The organism is Cupriavidus sp. PET2-C1 (genome assembly GCF_054515855.1).
The window spans coordinates 327,558-345,849 of record NZ_CM137259.1; the positions used below are offsets into that span (position 1 = coordinate 327,558).

Sequence of the window (18,292 nt, forward strand, 5' to 3'; positions counted from 1 at the left end):
TCAGCCGCGCGCGCCACGTGCGCCACGTGCCAGGATTTTGTACAGATGCGAGCGTGAAATACGCAGTTGCTCCGCCGCGCGCTTCTTGTTGCCACCGTGCCGCGCGATGGCCTGCAGCACGGCCTCGTACGCGACTTCCCGCAGGTCCGCCGGCGATGTGGCACCCGCATCGATCTCAGCCTCATCCGCCGCCTGATCCACCGCCCCGTCCACCGCCCCGTCCAGCGCCTCGCCATACGGCAGCGGCGGCTCGCTCAGGCTGTATGCCACCGCGCTTTCCTCACCCCGGGCGAAATCCGCCGCGCGCAGCACGCGTGCGTCGCAGAATACCAGCGCTTCTTCGATCTTCTGCCTGAGCTGGCGCACATTGCCCGGCCATCGCCGCTCGGCCAGGTAGCGCGGCACCTCGGACGCGACTTCCGGCACCGGCACCTGGTTGCGCGCGCAGAAGCCGCGCACGAAATGGCTCAGCAGGGCAGGGATGTCCTCGCGCCGCTGGCCCAGCGCGGGAATGCGCAGCACCACGCCGCTCAGGCGGTAATACAGATCCAGGCGGAACCGCCCGCCATCGATCAGCGCCTGGATGTCGCGGTTGGTTGCCGCCACCAGCCGGAAGTCCACGCGCTGCGCCTGCCGGCTGCCCAGCCGTTCCACCATATGGTCCTCCAGCACGCGCAGCAGCTTGACCTGCATCTCCATCGGGATATCGGCAACCTCGTCGAGGAACAGCGTGCCGCCGGCCGCCTGCTCCAGCTTGCCGGCCTGCCCAAGGCGATGGCTGCCCGTGAAGGCGCCCGCCGCATGCCCGAACAGCTCGGACTCGATCAGCGTGGCGGGCAGCGCGGCCAGGTTCAGGCTGACCAGCGGCTTGCCCTGGGCCGCGCGGCTGGCGCCGTGGATGGCGCGTGCCACCAGTTCCTTGCCGGTGCCGCTTTCGCCGAGGATCAGCACCGGCACGTCCAGCCGCGCTACCGTGTCGATCTCTCGGCGCAGCCGCTGCATGGGTGCGCTATCGCCAATCAGCAGGCCGGGGCCGGCGCCGGCTTGCTGCTCGCGCAACGCGTCGAGCTCGCGCTGTGTCTGCGCCAGTTGCGAGCGCAACTGCGTCATCTCGCGATGCATGCGGCCGATGGCCTCAGGCTCCTTGAAGAGGATCTGGCCGATGGCGCCAACCACCTTGCCCGCGGCGCTGATCGGGATGCGGTTCACCACGCGTGTCACACCGTTCATCTCCTGCAGCTGCCCGATCTCGGCTTTGCCGCTGGCTGCCACCTGCGCGAGGCGCGAATTGGGGATGACGTCCACCGCGGGCCGGCCCGTGCCTTCACCCGTACGCAGGCCGAGGAATTTTTCGTGCACCGGGCTGATGAAGCGCACCTTGCCCGCGCGGTCCGCCACGGTGATGGCCTGGTAGGGGTTGGTGATGAAGTGATCGAGGATCGCGCCGGCAAAGGGCACCGCGCCGAGGAAGTCGAAGAGGGCTGCATCACGCGCGGCCGGGCGCAGCAGGATGACCTGCCGCTCGCGGTCGCGCAGACGCATGGCTATGAAGCGGTGCGCGGGCTCGCTGTCGGGGCCAGGCAGGCTGCATTCGAACAGGTGGCCCGCGTCCTGGGCGGAGTCGCCGTCGCCAGCGAGCCGTGCGCTGGCGGCCAGTGCCGCGGTCGCCAGCTTGGTGTTGGCGGCGAGTCCCAGGCTGGCTAGCACGTCTCCCGCGTGGCTGGCGACCAGTACACCAAGGCTGTCTTCAGCGCCGGGGAAAGTGTCTTCGGGTGTCGCTGGTGACGACATATTGTGTCTCCGTCGTGGGCACTTTTGTGTCCTTGTTGCGGACACAATATCAGCGGGCCATAAAAAGAACAATGAAATCAAGGGCTGGTGCGCCTGGCACGTTTGCTGCGTTTAGATAGCCCACGACCATTACAACAGCACTAAGGAGACCGCCGTGTCCTGGCAGCCCGAAATCGATGAACTGGCCTATCGCAAGCAACTCGCCGCGCAGCTCGGCGGGCCCGACAAGGTCAAGCGGCACAAGGACGCCGGCAAGCTGACCGTGCGCGAGCGCATCGACGCGATCGCCGATGCCGGATCGTTCCGCGAGGTGGGCGCGCTCACCGGCAGCGGCCAGTACGACAGCAATGGCCGCCTGGTGGGCCTGACGCCCGCCAACCTGGTGATGGGGCGCGCCAAGGTGGACGGCCGCCCGGTGGTGCTGGTGGGCGACGACTTCACCGTGCGCGGCGGCGCCAACGACGGCGCCGTTGGCGAGAAGCTGATCCACGCCGAGAAGATGGCGCACGACCTGCGCTTGCCCATGGTGCGGCTGGTAGACGGCACCGGCGGTGGCGGCTCCGTGCGCAATATCGAGAACAAGGGCTACACCAACATCCCCACCATGAAGGTGTGGCAGCACGTGGTGGAGAACATGTCGCTGGTGCCGGTGGTGTCGCTGGCGCTGGGCTCGGTGGCCGGCATGGGCGCGGCGCGCGTGGCCGCGAGCCACTACTCGGTGATGGTCAAGGGCACCGCGCAATTGTTCAACGCCGGCCCGCCGGTGGTGGCGCGCATCGGCCAGGTACTGGAAAAGAACGAGCTTGGCGGCAGCCAGATCCATACGCGCAACGGCGTGGTCGATGACGAAGTGGCGAGCGAGGAAGAAGCCTTTGCGCGCGCGCGCCGCTTCCTGTCCTACCTGCCGGGCTCGGTGCATGAGCTGCCGCCGCGCGTTGAGCCAACCGACGATCCCGCCCGCCGCGATGAATGGCTGCTTGGCGCGATCCCGCGCGACAGCCGCTCCGTCTACAAGGTGCGCCCCATTGTCGAGACGCTGGTGGACCAGGGCTCCTTTTTCGAGATGGGGCGGCACTGGGGCCGCGCCATCGTGACCGGGCTGGCCCGCGTGGATGGCTGGCCAGTGGCGGTGGTGGCGAGCGATCCGTATCACTACGGCGGTGGCTGGGACGGTCCCACCGCGGAGAAATTCATCCGTTTCGTGGACCTGGCCGAAGCCTTCCACCTCCCGGTGATCAATATGGTCGATATCGCCGGCTTTCAGATCGGCCTGGAAGCCGAGAAGGCCGGCACCATGCGCTATGGCGTGCGCGCGCTGGCCGCGGTGTACCAGGCCACCACGCCGTGGTGCTCCGTGATCCTGCGCCGCGCCTATGGCGTGGCGGCGGCGGGGCACCAGCACATGGGCCGCTTCAACTTCCGCTATGCATGGCCGTCCGGCAACTGGGGCTCGCTGCCGATCGAGGGCGGGCTGGAAGTCGCCTACAAGGCCGAGATCGAAGGCGCCGACGACCCCGTGCAAAAGCGCGCCGAGATCGAGCAGCGCGTGCGCAGCCTGACCTCGCCGTTCCGCAGCGCCGAAGCCTTCGTGGTGGAAGACATCATCGACCCGCGCGATACGCGCGCGCTGCTGTGCGAGTTCGCCAACCTGGCGGCGCCGCTGCGCGAACCGGGCGTGCGCAAGTTCGGCATCCGGCCCTGAGACGAGAGACCACCAGGCAAATCAGACACAACAAAATAATGGAGACCGCCTTGCCCAATCACCGACCTATCCTTGCGCACCGTCCCACCCTCAATGCCATCGTCACCGCCACGCTGGCCGTTGGCGCCGCACTGCTGAGCGCCACCGGCGCGCAGGCACAGGAGCACTGGCCGCAGAAGCCCGTCACCATCGTCGTGCCGTTTCCCGCCGGCGGCATGACCGACCTGCTGGCGCGCCGCATCGCGCGCGACATGCAGGCCGAGTTCAAGCAGCCTTTCGTGGTGGATAACCGCGCCGGCGCCAGCGGCCAGATCGGCACCGAGATCGTGGCACGCGCCAACCCGGACGGCTACACGCTGCTGGTCAGCGCCACGCACCAGGTGATCAATCCCGCGGTGCGGCCCAAGCTGCCGTACAACGCCAGCAAGGACTTTACGCCGATCGCGCTGCTGGCGACCACGCCCAATGTGCTGGTGGTGAACAACAATGTGCCGGTGTCGAACCTGCAGGAATTCCTTGCGTACGCGAAGAAGCAAAAGGACGGCCTGTCGTTCGGCTCATCCAGCATCGGCGGCGCCACGCATATGTCGGGGGAACTGCTGCGGCTGATGACCAACACGCCGCTGACGCATATTCCCTACAAGGGCGCGGCGCCGGCGCTGTCGGACCTGCTCGGCGGGCAGATTCCCGCGCTGTTCCATGACGTGATGACGATGGCGCCCTATGTGAAGGACGGCAAGGTCAAGGCCATCGGCGTGACCTCGGCCAAGCGCAGCGAGGCCTTGCCCAATGTGCCCACCATTGCCGAGCAGGGCGTGCCCGGCTACGAGGCCACCACGTGGATCGGCTTCTATGGCCCGGCCAACCTGCCCAAGCCGCTGGTAGAACGCCTGAACCGCGATGCGGTGAAGAGCATGAACACGGCGGAGTCCAAGGCCAACCTGGCGCAGAGCGGCACCACGCCCGGCACGCTGAATGCCGAGCAGTTCGGCGCGTTTGTGCAGGCGGAACTGGTCAAGTGGAAGCGCGTGGCCACCGAAGCCAAGGTGAAGGTGGATTGAGATGAGCGACAACATTCTTGAACTGCTGGCCCCGCGTTCGGTTGCCATCCTTGGGGCCTCCGACAATCCGATCAAGGCCGGCGGCCGGCCGATCGACTACATGCGCCGCTACGGCTTTGCCGGTCGTGTGTATCCGGTCAATCCCAATCGCGCGCAGATCCAGGGCCTGCAGGCCTATCCCGAACTTGCCGCGCTGCCCGATGCGCCCGATGTCGTGGTGGTCAGTGTTGCCGGGCAGGAGGTCGAACAGGCCATCGACCAGTGCCTGGCGATCCATGCGCGCGCAGCGGTGATTTATTCCTCTGGCTTTGCGGAGCTTGGCGAAGCCGGCGCGGCGCAGCAGCGCAGGCTGGTCGAGCGCGCGCGCGCGGGCGGTTTGCGCTTGTTCGGCCCCAATACGCAGGGCGTGGCCAACTTCCGCGATGGCGCCATCCTGCATTTCTCCACCATGATCAACGAGGAGGCCGGCCAGGACGGGCCGGTCGCCATCGTCAGCCAGAGCGGCGCGGGCTCGTCCATCGTCTACGGTGGCCTGCGCCGCAAGGGCATCGGCGTGCGCTATATGGTGGCGACCGGCAATGAGGCGGACATCACTGCCGCGGAGGTGCTGCGCGCGGTCGCGGCCGATCCGGACATCCGGGTGCTGTTGCTCTATATCGAATCGCTGAAAGACCCGGCTGTGCTGGCGCAGGCCGCGCGCGTCGCGCATCAGCGCGACATTCCCATCCTCGCGGTCAAGGCTGGCCGCACGCAGGCCGGGCAGCTCACCGCCAGCTCGCACACCGGAGCGCTGGCCGGCGAGGACGCACTGGCCGACGCCTTCCTGCGCCAGCACGGCATCCAGCGCGTGGCGGATTTCCGCGAGCTGGTCGAGTACAGCCAGGTGTTTATCGGCGGGCAGCGTCCGCGCGGACGCAAAGTAGTGGCGATCAGCAATTCCGGCGCTACCTGCGTACTGGCGGCCGATGCCGCCGAGGATCAGGGCCTCGCGCTGTGCCAGTTCGAAGGCGATGGGGAGACCGCGCTCAAGGCAGTGCTGCCGTCGTTCGTGTCGGCGCGCAATCCGATCGACATGACCACCGCGCTGCTGGGCCAGCCGCACATCTACGGGCAGACGCTGGAAGTGGTGGCCGCGCAGCGCCAGGCCGACATGATCTACGTGGGCTTTCCTATCGGCGGCGAGGGCTACGACTTTGCCGGCTTCTCCGCGCAGACCGGCCGCTTTGCCTCGGCCAGCGGCGTGCCGGTGGCGGTCAGCGCCAACCAGGAATGGGTGGCGCAGGCGTTCCGCGCGCAAGGCGTGCCGGTGTTCGACAGCGAGCGTGCCGCCATGCGCGCGCTGGGCATGCTCGCGCGGCACGCGGCGGTGAATGCCGCCGCGTTGGCCGAGCCCGCCGCGCTGCCGCCGGTGTTCGCCAAAGACAATGCGGCCCCCAACGTATCGCTCGACGAAGTGGCAAGCCTGGCGGCGCTGGCGCAGGCCGGTCTGCCGGTCGTGCAGCATCGCCTGTGCCGCAGCGCGGATGACGTGCGCCGCGCGCTGGCCGAGCTGGGCACGCCAGTGGTCGCCAAGGGCGTTTCGCCCGATATCACGCACAAGTCCGAGCTCGGGCTGGTACGCCTAGGCCTTGCCGACGAGGCGCAGGCACTGGCTGCCTTCCATGACCTGGACCGTGTGCTGCGAGGGCTGTCTGCCAGCCAGGGCATCGGGCATGGCGGCGTCTTGCTGGCGCGCCAGCAACGCGGTGCTTTCGAGCTGGCGGTGGGCGCGCACATCGACGATGTCTATGGACCGGTGGTGATGGTGGGGCAGGGCGGCGTGCTGGTCGAAGCGATAGACGACGTGCAGTTTCTCGTCGCTCCCTTCAACGCCACGCAGGCGCGCGAGGCCATCGGCCGGCTGCGCATTGCGCGCGCCTTCGGCGCGCTGCGCGGCATGGCGGCGGTCGATGTGGACGCGCTGGCGCAAATGCTGGTGCGCCTGGGCGACTGGATGGCGCAGGCGCAGGGACAGGTACGCTCGGTGGACGCCAACCCGGTCATGGTGAGCCGCGCCGGCGTGGCGCCGGTGCTGGTCGACGCGGTGGTGATCCGCGCGGGAGAGACGTCATGAATGCCACGACGAAAGCCTGCGGAACAGAACATCCGGTACCTTCAGTACGTCGGGTAAGCCGCGTGCTGGTCGCCAATCGCGGCGCGGTAGCAGCGCGCATCATCCGTGCGCTGCGCGGGCTGGGCCTGGAATCGGTCGCCGTGTACTCGGATGCCGACGCCGGCTTGCCCTACCTGCGCGAAGCCGATGCCGCGCTGCGCCTGGGCGAAGCGCCGCCGCTGGCCAGCTACCTGGACCAGGACAAGCTGCTGGAAGCCGCGCGCGCCAGCGGCGCCGATGCGGTGCATCCCGGCTATGGCTTCCTGTCGGAAAACGCCGCTTTCGCCGAGCGCGTGGAAGCCGCCGGCCTGTGCTTTATCGGCCCGTCCCCGCACTGGATCCGGCGCCTTGGCCACAAGACCGAAGCGCGCGCTTTCATGGCCGCGCAAGGCATGCCGCTGGCGCCCAGCTCAGAGGTGCTGCCCGACGACATGGACACCGTTGCCGCCGCGGCGCAGGGTATCGGCTATCCGGTGCTGATCAAGCCCGCCGGCGGCGGCGGTGGCATCGGCATGGTGCCGGTGCGTGATGCGGCCGGCCTGGCCGCGGCCTGGCAGCAGGCGCGCTCGGTGGCGCAGCGCAGCTTTGGCCAGGCCGAGCTGTACCTGGAGAAACTGGTCGAGCAGCCGCGCCATATCGAGTTCCAGGTGCTGGCGGACCGGCACGGCGGCGTGCGCATCCTGTGGGAGCGCGATTGCTCCGTGCAGCGCCGTCACCAGAAGGTCATCGAAGAAGCGCGCGCGCACGGGCTGGACCGTGCCGAGGTGGAAGCCATGGCGGCCAAGCTCTCGGCGCTGCTGTCCGGCATCGGCTACGACGTGATCGGCACGGTGGAAATGCTGCACACGCCGGCCACCGGATTCGTCTTCCTGGAGATGAACACGCGCTTGCAGGTGGAGCACGCCGTCACCGAGCAGATCACCGGCGTGGATATCGTGGCCGCGCAGATCCGGCTGGCGCGCGGCGAGCGCATCGATGATGTGCTGCCGGGCGGCCGGGTCCCCGCGCAAGGCCATGCCATCGAGGCGCGCGTGTATGCCGAGGATCCGGTGCGCTTCTTCCCGTCGCCTGGCCCGCTGGAGGTATTCCGCCCGCCGCAAGGTGCGGGCATCCGCGTGGAAACCGGCTACGCCGAAGGCGCCCGCGTCACGCCGTACTACGACCCCATGCTGGCCAAGGTGATTGCCACTGGCGCCGATCGCTGCGAGGCCATCGCCACGCTGCGCGCGGCGCTGCGGGATTTCGCCGTTGCCGGCGTCAAGACCAACATCCCTTTCATCCTGCGCGTGCTCGCGCATCCCGATTTCCTGGCCGGGCGCATCGATACCGCGCTCGCCCAGCGCGTGCTGGCCACGCCTGCCGCAGAGAACCCACAACCTACCCAGAGAGCTGCCTGATGAACAAGATCGAAGCCGCGGTAAGCGGCCATGTCTGCGCCATCCACATCGAAGTTGGCGCTACCATTGCGGCCGGCGACGCCGTGATGATGATCGAGTCCATGAAAATGGAGATTCCGCTCGAATCCGAATATGCTGGCGTGGTCAAGGCCATCCTGGTGCAGCCCGGCGACGCCGTCGCCGAGGGCCAGGCGGTAGTGGAACTCGCATAACGCGAATAACGTGAATAACGCGAACAAGGAAGCCTGGTTTTGGAAAGTCCCGCTCAGATTGTCCCGGTAGCGCCGGGCACGCCCGAGAAACCCTACTTCGGCATCGACGTGCCGCTGATGCGCCATCTTGGCCTGCAGCCGGTGCGGATGGAAGAGGGCCTGTGCCGCACGCGCCTGCCGGTCAGCCCGTTCCTGGTCAACAGCCGGGGCGACGTGCACGGCGGCACCTTGATGGCCACGCTGGATTTCACGCTCAGCGGCGCCGCGCGCTCGCATGCGCCGCTGGAAACCGGCGTGATCACCATCGATATGTCCACGCATTTCCTGGCCGCGGCACGCGGTGAACTGCACCTGGAAGCGCGCTGCATGCGGCGCGGCGCGCGCATCGCGTTTTGCGAGGGCGAAGTGAAGAACGCCGCTGGTGAAGTGGTTTGCGTGGCACGCGCGGCGTTCAAGCTGGTGCCGCTGAGCAGCGGCGGCGACTGACGCTTCAGGCGTTGCCGCTGGCCGGACGGTAGACCTGGGCGAAGCGCGCCTGCTGGACGATGCCGTAGTCGTTCGGGGCGTACTGCATCAGCCAGTCGCCAGCCGCGCCATGCAGCACGTCGCCGCCGGCGGAGCGGGCGATGCTGAAGGCTTCGTCCATGCGTTTGGCCAGCACCACGCCAGGGATGTTCTGGTAGGCGCCGTCCTGGCCGTGCGTGCCGGCTTGCAGGGGTTCGTACTTGGGGTCGAAGCGCTCGCGGGATACGACCCAGCGGTCGCCGGTGGAGCCCGTGATGATCGCGTCGCCGGGTTGGTAGCGGTTGGGGCCTTCGAGGCTGATGAGTTCGCCGGGTTCTTTGGCGAAGGCTACTTGTACCACTTCGTGCTTTTGGTAAGGGGCGGCGGCAGGGTCGGTGCGCAGGTCGATCTGGGTGAGGGTGGGCATGGCGTGGCGGATATCAGGCTGGGGCGCAAATCATACCGCTGGTTTGCGCCCCTTCCTTAGCCCGGTACTTAACCCGGTACCTAACCCGGCATTTAGCCCAGTACCCGCGGCGCAAAGCCGTGATTCAGCGGTCCGTTGCCCGCCCCAAGCGCAAAGTCGGCGCCCGCCACAATCGCATCGGCCACGAAATCCAGCGCCACTTCCACCGCGTCTTCCAGCTTGTCGCCCCTTGCCAGTTGGGCAGCAATGGCCGCGGCCAGTGTGCAGCCGGTGCCATGCAGGTTGCGGGTGTCGACCCGCTGGTGCCTGAACACGCGCACGATGCCGCCGGCGCTCAGCAGCAGGTCATCCAGGCCGGCATCGGCCGGATCCAGGTGCCCGCCCTTGAGCAGCACCGCCGGGCAGCCCAGCGCGAGCAGGTCGCGTGCAGCTTGCTCCATCTCTTCGCGGCGGGTGATCTCGCGGCCTAGCAGGTAGGATGCCTCGGGCAGGTTGGGCGTGACCAGCACGGCGCGTGGAAACAGCAGGCGCACCATGGCCTGGGTGGTGGCGTCGTCCGCCAGGGTGGCGCCGGAGGTGGAGATCATGACCGGGTCCACCACCAGCTGGCGAATGCCATGGCGGTCCACCGCGGCGGCCACCGCCTCTACGATGGCGGCGGTGCCCAGCATGCCGGTCTTGGCCGCATCCACGCCGATATCGCTGGCAACCGCATCGATCTGGGCCGCTACCATGTCGGCCGGGATGGCATGCACGCCGGTCACGCCGAGCGTGTTCTGCGCCGTGATGGCGGTGATCGCGCTCATGCCGAAACAGCCCAGCGCGGCAAAGGTCTTGAGATCGGCCTGGATGCCGGCGCCGCCACCCGAGTCGGAGCCGGCGATGGTCAGGGTGCGCGGGGGGCGGTGTGTCGTCAGGGTCATGTGCTGGGCCGGCGGTCAAGAAAAATTCATGGCGGTGGCGGTGCCAAGCGTGCCGGGGCAGGCTACAATACCGCCACTCCGAGGAGCGTTGCAACGAATGGGCCTTATTGTGCCATTCGCCAGGCTCGGACTGTCTTCAACGGCGCTCGCTGATCCGTGGCACACACACGGAGGCGAGTCGACCTATCCGCCCGTTATGCAATGGCCTTGGTTTTCACCATCCTTGCATGGCGCGGCCGTATTCCCCGCACTCGTCCTTCGTCGCCACTCTTCATCGGAGTGATACATGAACGCAGTGACTGACCTGAAGAACGATTACCTCGTGGCCGACCTGGGCCTCGCCGGCTGGGGCCGCAAGGAAATCGCCATCGCCGAAACCGAAATGCCCGGCCTGATGGCCATCCGCGACGAGTACGCTGCCGCCCAGCCCCTGAAGGGCGCGCGCATCGCCGGCTCGCTGCACATGACCATCCAGACCGCCGTGCTGATCGAAACGCTGGTGGCGCTTGGCGCCGACGTGCGCTGGGCATCGTGCAACATCTTCTCGACCCAGGACCACGCTGCCGCAGCCATCGCCGCTTCGGGCACGCCGGTGTTCGCCTTCAAGGGCGAATCGCTGAAGGAATACTGGGACTTCACCCACCGCATCTTCGACTGGAAGGATGGCGGCACCCCCAACATGATCCTGGACGACGGCGGCGATGCCACGCTGCTGCTGCACCTGGGCGCCCGCGCCGAGAAGGACGCATCGCTGATCGCCAACCCGGGCAGCGAGGAAGAGACCTTCCTGTTCGCCGCGATCAAGGAAAAGCTGGCCAAGGACCCGTCCTGGTACAGCCGTAACCTGGACGCCATCAAGGGCGTGACCGAGGAAACCACCACGGGCGTGCACCGCCTGTACCAGATGGCGCAAAAGGGCGAGCTCAAGTTCCCCGCCATCAACGTCAACGACTCGGTGACCAAGAGCAAGTTCGACAACCTGTATGGCTGCCGTGAATCGCTGGTGGACGGCATCAAGCGCGCCACCGACGTGATGATCGCCGGCAAGGTTGCGCTGGTGGCCGGCTACGGCGACGTGGGCAAGGGCAGCGCGCAGGCACTGCGCGCCCTGTCGGCCCAGGTGTGGGTGACCGAAGTCGATCCGATCTGCGCACTGCAGGCCGCGATGGAAGGCTACCGCGTGGTGACCATGGAATACGCTGCCGACAAGGCCGACATCTTCGTCACCTGCACCGGCAACTACCACGTCATCACCCATGACCACATGGCCAAGATGAAGGACCAGGCCATCGTCTGCAACATCGGCCACTTTGACAACGAGATCGACATCGCCTCGCTGGAAAAGTACGAGTGGGACGAGATCAAGCCGCAGGTCGACCACGTGGTGTTCCCCGCCGTTGGCGATCAACCCAGCAAGAAGATCATCATCCTGGCCAAGGGCCGCCTGGTGAACCTGGGCTGCGGCACGGGCCACCCGTCGTACGTGATGAGCAGCTCGTTCGCCAACCAGACCATCGCCCAGATCGAACTGTGGCAGGAACGCGAAAGCGGCAAGTACCCGGTCGGCGTCTATACGCTGCCCAAGCACCTGGACGAAAAGGTCGCGCGCCTGCAGCTGAAGAAGCTCAACGCGCAGCTGTCCGAGCTGACCGAGCAGCAAGCCGCCTATATCGGCGTGAGCAAGCAAGGCCCGTACAAGGCCGATCACTACCGTTATTGATCGGCCGGTGACCGCAGGCCGATCTGCGTTTGATCGGCCTCCGGATCGTCAACCCGTGGCGCCCGCGCGCCGCGGGTGCCGTGCCCCGAACCTGCCCCGAACCCGTTTTACCCGAGCGAAGGAGTCGTCATGAGATTGTTGGCCGTCTGGATCATCAACGCCGCCGCGCTGTTTCTGGTGGGCAGCCTGATCGATGGGATTCATCTTGGCGGCTTTGGCTCGGCCATGATCGCCGCGCTGGTGCTTGGCCTGGTGAATACCTTGATCCGCCCGATCCTGGTGATCCTGACCTTGCCGGTGACGCTGCTGACGCTTGGCCTGTTCATCTTCGTGATCAACGCGCTGCTGTTCCTGTTCGTGGGCAAGCTGCTGGCCGGTTTCGTGGTCACCGGCTTTGGCGCGGCCCTGCTCGGCTCGATCCTCTACAGCGTGATCTCCTGGGCCCTGTCGAGCGTGCTGCTCGGCGAACGCCGCAGCGCCTGACGCCGTCCGGCGTCCCATGCCAATTTTTCAGCGCGCCGCGCCATAGGCGGCGCGCCACCATCATGCAAGACCGCTACTTCAGCTTTGAATTTTTCCCGCCCAAGACGGCGGAGGGCGCCGAGAAGCTGCGCAACACGCGTGCGCAGCTCGCTCCGCTGAAGCCCAAGTTCATCTCGGTGACCTTCGGCGCCGGCGGCACCACCCAGCAGGGCACGCTGGACGCCGTGCTGGAGATCCAGCGCGAAGGCATCGAGGCCGCGCCGCACTTGTCGTGCGTGGGGTCCTCGCGCGAGAGCATCCGCGAGATCCTCAAGACCTACCGCGAAGGCGGCATCCGCCATATCGTCGCGCTGCGCGGCGACATGCCGTCGGGCATGGGCGAGATCGGCGAGTTCCGCTATGCCAACGAGCTGGTGGAGTTCATCCGCGCCGAGACCGGCGACTGGTTCAACATCGAGGTGGCGGCATATCCCGAGTACCACCCGCAGGCCAAGTCGCCCCGCCACGATCTCGAGAATTTCGTGCGCAAGGTCAAGGCCGGCGCTGACTCGGCCATCACCCAGTACTTCTTCAACGCCGATGCGTACTTCCGTTTCGTCGAGGATGTGCGCGCCATGGGCGTGGACGTACCGATCGTGCCGGGCATCATGCCGATCACCAATTCCTCGCAGCTGATGCGCTTCTCCGAGATGTGCGGCGCCGAAGTGCCGCGCTGGGTGGCCAAGCGGCTGGAAGGCTTCGGCGATGACCGCGAGTCGATCCGCGCCTTTGGCCTGGATGTGGTCACCGCGCTGTGCGAGCGCCTGCTCGCGGCCGGCGTGCCGGGGCTGCATTTCTATACGCTCAACACAGCCAGCGCGACCAAAGCCATCTGGCAGCGCCTGAAGCTCTAAGGCATTGGTCCGCATCAGCGCCATGCCAGCCCGTCGTCCCGATCCCTTCATCGACCACTTGCTCGAACTGCTGGGGCCGCTGGCGGCGCGCATCGGCCCGATCACCACGCGCCGCATGTTTGGCGGCCACGCCCTGTACTACGACGGCCTGGTGTTCGCGCTGGTGCTGGGCGGGCGCTGCTACCTGAAAGTGGACGACCAGACGCGCGGGCGCTTCGAGGCCGAGGGCGGCGAGCCTTTCCGCTACAGCCGCAACGGCCGCGAGATCTCCATACGGCATTACCTGAGCGCGCCACCCGCCTGCCTGGAGTCGGCCGAGGCCATGACGGCCTGGGCGCGGCTTTCCGTGGAATCCACGCTGCGGCTGGCCAACCAGGCGGGCTGAGGCGCTGCGGGCAGTGGCATACTTTGGCCCATGGCCACCGACCACGCCACCGTCACCGCCACGTTTCGTTTCTACGAGGAACTGAACGATTTCCTGCCGCGCGCGCAGCGCGGCCGGGATTGCGTGTGCGCCTGCGCGCGCGCCGCCACCGTCAAGCACATGATCGAAGCGCTGGGCGTGCCGCATACCGAGGTGGAGCTGATCCTGGTGAACGGCGAGTCATGCGGCTTCGAGCGCCTGCTGCAGGATGGCGACCGCGTCTCCGTCTATCCCCAGTTCGAAGCCTTCGACGTCACACCGCTGCTGCGCGTGCGCGCCGAGCCGCTGCGCGCGACCCGCTTCGTTGCCGACGCCCACCTGGGCGGGCTGGCGCACCTGCTGCGCCTGACCGGCTTCGACACGCTTTACGACAACCATTACGCCGATAGCGAGATCGAAGCCATCGCCATGCGCGAGGGCCGCATTGTGCTCACGCGGGACCGCGAGCTGCTCAAGCGGCGCGGGGTCACCCACGGCTGCTACGTGCGCGCCATCAAGGCCACGCCGCAACTGCGGGAGATCTTCGCGCGGCTCGACCTGGCTCGTAGCGCGCGGCCGTTCTCGCTGTGCCTGGACTGCAATGTGCCGCTGCGGGCGATCGACAAAACCGCGGTCGACGGCCGCGTGCCGCCGGGCGTGCTCGCGCGCCAGGAGCGGTTCGTGACTTGCGATTGCTGCCAGCGGGTGTTTTGGGAGGGGTCGCATTGGCGGCATATGCGGGATTTGGTGGAGGAGTTGGTGGCTGGGGGGCGTTGTTTGTAGTTTGTGGCTGTTTCTTTGATCGGCGTTGGTTTTTGGACCCAAGGGCCGTACGACATTGCCCTGCGGGGTTGGTCGCTGTTTATTTGCTGCGGCGTTGGTTTTTGCACCCAAGGGCCATACGACATCCCCCTGCGGGGGCTGCCGGTCACTTTTCTTTGACCGGCAAAGAAAACTAACGAAAAGAAAGCCGCCCTGCCGGGAGCAGAGCAATAAGGCTTATGTTGGGCAGTGGTTGCGTCGTACGGCCCGGAGTGTTGGCTGGCGAATCCTACCGGCCCAGAGGACATCACACTTGCATGACCTATGGGTTACGTCGTGAGGCCCCTGACCTCGTGCGCGGTGACCGTTCCCACATCTGCCGTTCGCGGGGCGAAGTGCTGCGCCGTTTCGGGTGTGGCTGGTTTCGTGGTTTTGTCTCGGAGGACGAGCGCCGTGAGGTGCGAGCACGGCCCCGCGAACCGGGCCACGGTGCCCACCACGAAACCAGAGGAGTTGATAGCAAGGTGCCGCTCGCGCCGGTACGGCAGGGCATCAAATGGCCGGGCGGCCACCGCCAGAGACAAAACCACGAAACCACCAAGTCAGGCAGGATCGTGGCGCTCCGCACCGCGAACGGCAGATGCCCGAACACTCACCGAGCAAAGCGATGAGGGGCACCACCACGTGACCATTGGGTCATGCAGTAGCGATGTCCTTCGGGCCGGTTGGACACGCCAGCCAACACTCCGGGCCGTACGACGCAACCACAGACACCCAAATAGCCTTATTGCTCTGCCCCCGGCAGGGCGGCTTTCTTTTCGTTAGTTTTCTTTGCCGGTCAAAGAAAAGTGACCGGCAGCCCCCGCAGGGGGATGTCGTATGGCCCTTGGGTGCAAGATGCCATCGCCGAAGAAATAAACAGCGACCAACCCCGCAGGGGATGTCGTATGGCCCTTGGGTGCAAGATGCCATCGCCGAAGAAATAAACAGCGACCAACCCCGCAGGGGATGTCGTATGGCCCTTGGGTGCAAGATGCCATCGCCGAAGAAATAAACAGCGACCAACCCCGCAGGGCAACGTCGTATGGCCCTTGGGTGCAATATCCAACGCCGTTCAAAGAAACAGCGACCAACCCCCCTCAACCCCCCCCTCACCCCCCCCTCAAAACACCCCCCCCTCACTAACCACCCAATCCATCGGCAAATCATGCCCCTGCGGCGCCAGCACCACGCGGCAGGCCTCATGCCCGATGCCGATCGCCACCGGCGCGTTCCCGCTGGCGGCCAGCGCCGCCAGCGTGCGGTCGTAGAACCCGCCGCCATAGCCCAGGCGGAACTTATCCCCGCTGAAACCGACACATGGAATCAGCAGGACGTCTGGCAGCAAGGGCGGCGTGCCGTCGGGCACGGGAATGCCGTAATGCCCGGCAACCATCGGCGTAGCCGGCTCCCACTGGTGGAAATCCAGCGGCGCGCCCGGCCGGCTTACCACCGGCAGGGCCGCTTGCCGCCCGGTGCCGCTGGCCAGCCAGCGCGAGACCACGCCACGGGCGTCGAACTCCTGCTGGATCGGCCAGTAGAAGCCCAGGCGATGCACGGGCAGGCGCTCCAGCAGGGCGGCCAGCGCGGCTTCGATGCTGGCGTCGGCGGCCGGGCGTTGCGGCAATGCGCCGCGCAGTGCCAGCAACTGGCGCCGCAGCGCTGCTCGCTGCACGCCAGGGTCGGGCTTTCCGGGTGCGCCGGAGGGGCTGCGAACGTCGTCGCTTGGCATGGCTGCGTGGGATAATGTTTGTTGTTGACCCAACATTGCACGGTCGGATGCGCGCCCTCGGAAGGTGTTGTCCGGCCGTCACAACAAGGAAGAAGAATGCCGAAGGGAGTATATCCGCAGCGTGCGGCCAAGGCCGCCCTGGCGGCGATCGCGTGCGCAGTGCTTGCCACGCCGGTATTTGCGCAGAAACGGCCTCAGCCGCAACCCCAATCGCAGTCGCTCGCCATCCCGAGCAACCCCGACGACGCTTTCGTGGCGCTGCGCGAAGCCGCGCGCAAAAACGACGTGGCACGCACCGACGCCATCTCGGCCACGCTGGTGGACTACCCGATCTCGTCTTACGTCGAGTACTTCCGCATCAAGCCGCAGCTGTTCGACGCCAGTGGCCTGGCCCGCATCGATGCCCCTGACGATCAGGTGCGCGCGTTCCTGCAGCGCTACAAGGGCGAGGCCATTGCCGACCGCATGCGCAATGACTGGCTGCTGGTGCTGGGCAAGAAGCGCGACTGGGCCAATTTCGACGCCGAATACCCGCAGTTCGTGCTCAAGGACGATACACAGGTCGAGTGCTACGCGCTGCTGTCGCGCGCGCTCAAGGGCCAGAACGTGGCGGCGGATGCGCGCGCGGCACTGAGCGATCCGCGCTACTACGGCGAAGGTTGTGTCGACCTGATCGGCTACCTGGCCCAAAGCAGGCAGATCGAGCCGAGCGACGTGGCCTTCCAGGCACGCCAGGCGCTGGAGCAGAACTATGTGACGCTGGCCGGGCGTATTGCCGCCACCGCGCCGGACGCGCGCGGCGACAGCAACACGCTCGCCACCGTGGTCAAGATGGCGCGCAACGATCCCTCGCAGGCCGCGGCCTACCTGAGCGCCAACGCCGCCAGCCTGTCGCGCGACGAGCAGGGCGCCGGCTGGGGCGTGGTCGGCCAGTACGCCGCCAAGAAGCTCGCCCCCGAGGCGGCCGGCTACTACCGCCGCCAGATGGACCTGGGCGGCAACCAGTGGCTGTCCGACGAAACGCAGGAGTGGCGCGTGCGCGCCGCGCTGCGCCAGGGTGACTGGAAGCAGGTGCGCCAGGCAGTGGAGCTGATGCGCCCCGAGCTGCGCGCCAAGGACCCGGCCTGGACCTACTGGTACGGGCGCGCGCTCAAGGCGGACAACCGCGGCGCCGAGGCAGAGAAGCAGTTCCAGTCGATTGCCGGCCAGTTCAACTTCTACGGCCAGCTGGCCAGCGAGGAGCTGGGCAACCGCATCGTGCTGCCGGCACGCACGCAGGTGAGCGATGCCGAGGTCAACGCCATGCGCACCCGCCCGGGCTTCCTGCGCGCACAGAAGTTGTATGACCTGAACCTGCGCTTCGAAGGCAATCGCGAATGGAACTGGGAACTGCGCGGCATGACCGACCGCCAACTGCTGGCCGCCGCCGACTACGCCCGCCGCATCGAGCTGCTGGACCGCGCCGTGAACACCGCGGACCGCACCCAATCCGAGCATGACTTCTCGCTGCGCTTCCTGATGCCGTACCGCGACATCATGCAGCGCGCCACCGATGACGTGGGCCTGGATATGGCATGGGCCTATGGCCTGGTGCGCCAGGAGTCACGTTTCATCATGAACGCGCGCTCGTCCGCCGGCGCCCATGGCCTGATGCAGGTGATGCCGGCCACCGCCAAGTGGGTTGCGCGCAAGATCGGCATGACGGACTTCTCGCCCTCGATGATGAGCGATCCCAATATCAACATCCAGCTCGGCACCAACTATATGAGCATGGTGCTGACTGACCTGGATAGCTCCTGGACGCTGGCTTCGGCCGCCTACAACGCCGGCCCGGGCCGTCCCAAGAACTGGCGCTCCAGCTTGCCGCGCCAGGTCGAGGGCGCGATCTTCGCCGAGACCATTCCGTTCTCGGAGACCCGGACCTACGTGAAGAATGTGCTGTCGAACGCCACGTACTATGCTGCATTGATGAGCGGCCGGCCGCAGTCGCTCAAGGATCGCCTGGGCGTGGTGTCGCCGTCGCAGATCACCACCACCAGCCTGCCCTGAGGTTGTAACGCCTTCACGGCAGCGCGGTCTGCAGGCCAATGC

16 protein-coding genes and 1 riboswitch are annotated in these 18,292 nt (G+C 66.9%); of the genes, 12 read left to right on the forward strand and 4 right to left on the reverse strand.

Annotated features, from left to right (window positions below):
* The gene (locus ACX12D_RS01505; protein ID WP_459372663.1) at nucleotides 1–1,791 is read right to left on the reverse strand and encodes a sigma-54 interaction domain-containing protein; all 1,791 of its coding nucleotides are present in this window, start codon (nucleotides 1,789–1,791) and stop codon (nucleotides 1–3) included.
* Nucleotides 1,792–1,945: 154 nt separating this feature from the next.
* Between ACX12D_RS01505 and ACX12D_RS01510 the strand changes: the two genes are divergently transcribed.
* The 6 genes from ACX12D_RS01510 to ACX12D_RS01535 are packed head-to-tail and all read left to right on the forward strand — an operon-like array spanning nucleotide 1,946 to nucleotide 8,801.
* The gene (locus ACX12D_RS01510) at nucleotides 1,946–3,493 is read left to right on the forward strand and encodes an acyl-CoA carboxylase subunit beta (RefSeq protein WP_459372665.1); all 1,548 of its coding nucleotides are present in this window, start codon (nucleotides 1,946–1,948) and stop codon (nucleotides 3,491–3,493) included.
* Between the two features lie 50 nt (nucleotides 3,494–3,543).
* The gene (locus tag ACX12D_RS01515) at nucleotides 3,544–4,554 is read left to right on the forward strand and encodes a tripartite tricarboxylate transporter substrate binding protein (RefSeq protein ID WP_459372666.1); all 1,011 of its coding nucleotides are present in this window, start codon (nucleotides 3,544–3,546) and stop codon (nucleotides 4,552–4,554) included.
* A 1-nt stretch (nucleotide 4,555) separates the two neighbouring features.
* Nucleotides 4,556–6,667, forward strand: a complete 2,112-nt coding sequence (locus tag ACX12D_RS01520; protein WP_459372668.1) for an acetate--CoA ligase family protein — start codon at nucleotides 4,556–4,558, stop codon at nucleotides 6,665–6,667.
* Nucleotides 6,664–8,103 carry an acetyl-CoA carboxylase biotin carboxylase subunit gene (locus ACX12D_RS01525; protein WP_459372669.1) on the forward strand — a complete coding sequence of 480 codons (1,440 nt, stop codon included), beginning with the start codon at nucleotides 6,664–6,666 and terminating at the stop codon, nucleotides 8,101–8,103. Before ACX12D_RS01520 ends, ACX12D_RS01525 begins: the two co-directional genes overlap by 4 nt.
* Nucleotides 8,103–8,315 (forward strand): acyl-CoA carboxylase biotin carboxyl carrier protein subunit, encoded by a 213-nt coding sequence (locus ACX12D_RS01530; RefSeq protein WP_174426091.1) that lies wholly within the window; start codon nucleotides 8,103–8,105, stop codon nucleotides 8,313–8,315. The genes ACX12D_RS01525 and ACX12D_RS01530 overlap by 1 nt, the downstream gene beginning before the upstream one ends.
* A 39-nt stretch (nucleotides 8,316–8,354) precedes the next feature.
* Complete coding sequence (locus ACX12D_RS01535) at nucleotides 8,355–8,801, forward strand: PaaI family thioesterase (protein WP_006156489.1); 447 nt, start codon at nucleotides 8,355–8,357, stop codon at nucleotides 8,799–8,801.
* Between the two features lie 4 nt (nucleotides 8,802–8,805).
* Here the strand turns inward: ACX12D_RS01535 and ACX12D_RS01540 are convergent, their stop codons facing one another.
* Together ACX12D_RS01540 and thiD are read right to left on the reverse strand one after the other, a co-directional pair.
* Nucleotides 8,806–9,246 (reverse strand): PGDYG domain-containing protein, encoded by a 441-nt coding sequence (locus tag ACX12D_RS01540; RefSeq protein WP_459372671.1) that lies wholly within the window; start codon nucleotides 9,244–9,246, stop codon nucleotides 8,806–8,808.
* Between the two features lie 92 nt (nucleotides 9,247–9,338).
* The gene (gene thiD, locus ACX12D_RS01545) at nucleotides 9,339–10,169 is read right to left on the reverse strand and encodes a bifunctional hydroxymethylpyrimidine kinase/phosphomethylpyrimidine kinase (protein WP_459372672.1); all 831 of its coding nucleotides are present in this window, start codon (nucleotides 10,167–10,169) and stop codon (nucleotides 9,339–9,341) included.
* 74 nt (nucleotides 10,170–10,243) lie between these two features.
* A riboswitch (S-adenosyl-L-homocysteine riboswitch) is annotated at nucleotides 10,244–10,324 on the forward strand.
* A 131-nt stretch (nucleotides 10,325–10,455) separates the two neighbouring features.
* Here thiD and ahcY point away from each other — a divergent pair.
* From ahcY to ACX12D_RS01570, 5 genes are all read left to right on the forward strand, one after another.
* A complete protein-coding gene (ahcY, locus tag ACX12D_RS01550) occupies nucleotides 10,456–11,889 on the forward strand; it encodes an adenosylhomocysteinase (protein WP_043343154.1) in 1,434 nt (477 codons plus the stop codon).
* Nucleotides 11,890–12,018: 129 nt separating this feature from the next.
* Nucleotides 12,019–12,372 carry a phage holin family protein gene (locus tag ACX12D_RS01555; RefSeq protein ID WP_150989950.1) on the forward strand — a complete coding sequence of 118 codons (354 nt, stop codon included), beginning with the start codon at nucleotides 12,019–12,021 and terminating at the stop codon, nucleotides 12,370–12,372.
* Between the two features lie 62 nt (nucleotides 12,373–12,434).
* Entirely contained in the window at nucleotides 12,435–13,265 is an 831-nt protein-coding gene (gene metF, locus ACX12D_RS01560; RefSeq protein ID WP_441641123.1) for a methylenetetrahydrofolate reductase [NAD(P)H], read from the forward strand.
* 22 nt (nucleotides 13,266–13,287) lie between these two features.
* Complete coding sequence (locus ACX12D_RS01565) at nucleotides 13,288–13,650, forward strand: TfoX/Sxy family protein (protein WP_459372674.1); 363 nt, start codon at nucleotides 13,288–13,290, stop codon at nucleotides 13,648–13,650.
* Nucleotides 13,651–13,680: 30 nt separating this feature from the next.
* Entirely contained in the window at nucleotides 13,681–14,451 is a 771-nt protein-coding gene (locus tag ACX12D_RS01570) for a Mut7-C RNAse domain-containing protein (RefSeq protein WP_459372676.1), read from the forward strand.
* A gap of 1,141 nt (nucleotides 14,452–15,592) precedes the next feature.
* On the opposite strand, the gene ACX12D_RS01575 is transcribed toward ACX12D_RS01570, so the two are convergent.
* On the reverse strand, nucleotides 15,593–16,201 hold the full coding sequence (locus ACX12D_RS01575; protein ID WP_459372677.1) for a 5-formyltetrahydrofolate cyclo-ligase: 609 nt from the start codon (nucleotides 16,199–16,201) through the stop codon (nucleotides 15,593–15,595).
* A gap of 96 nt (nucleotides 16,202–16,297) precedes the next feature.
* On the opposite strand from ACX12D_RS01575, the gene ACX12D_RS01580 reads away from it, so the two are divergent.
* Nucleotides 16,298–18,250, forward strand: a complete 1,953-nt coding sequence (locus ACX12D_RS01580) for a lytic transglycosylase domain-containing protein (protein ID WP_459372678.1) — start codon at nucleotides 16,298–16,300, stop codon at nucleotides 18,248–18,250.
* Nucleotides 18,251–18,292: the final 42 nt, after the last annotated feature.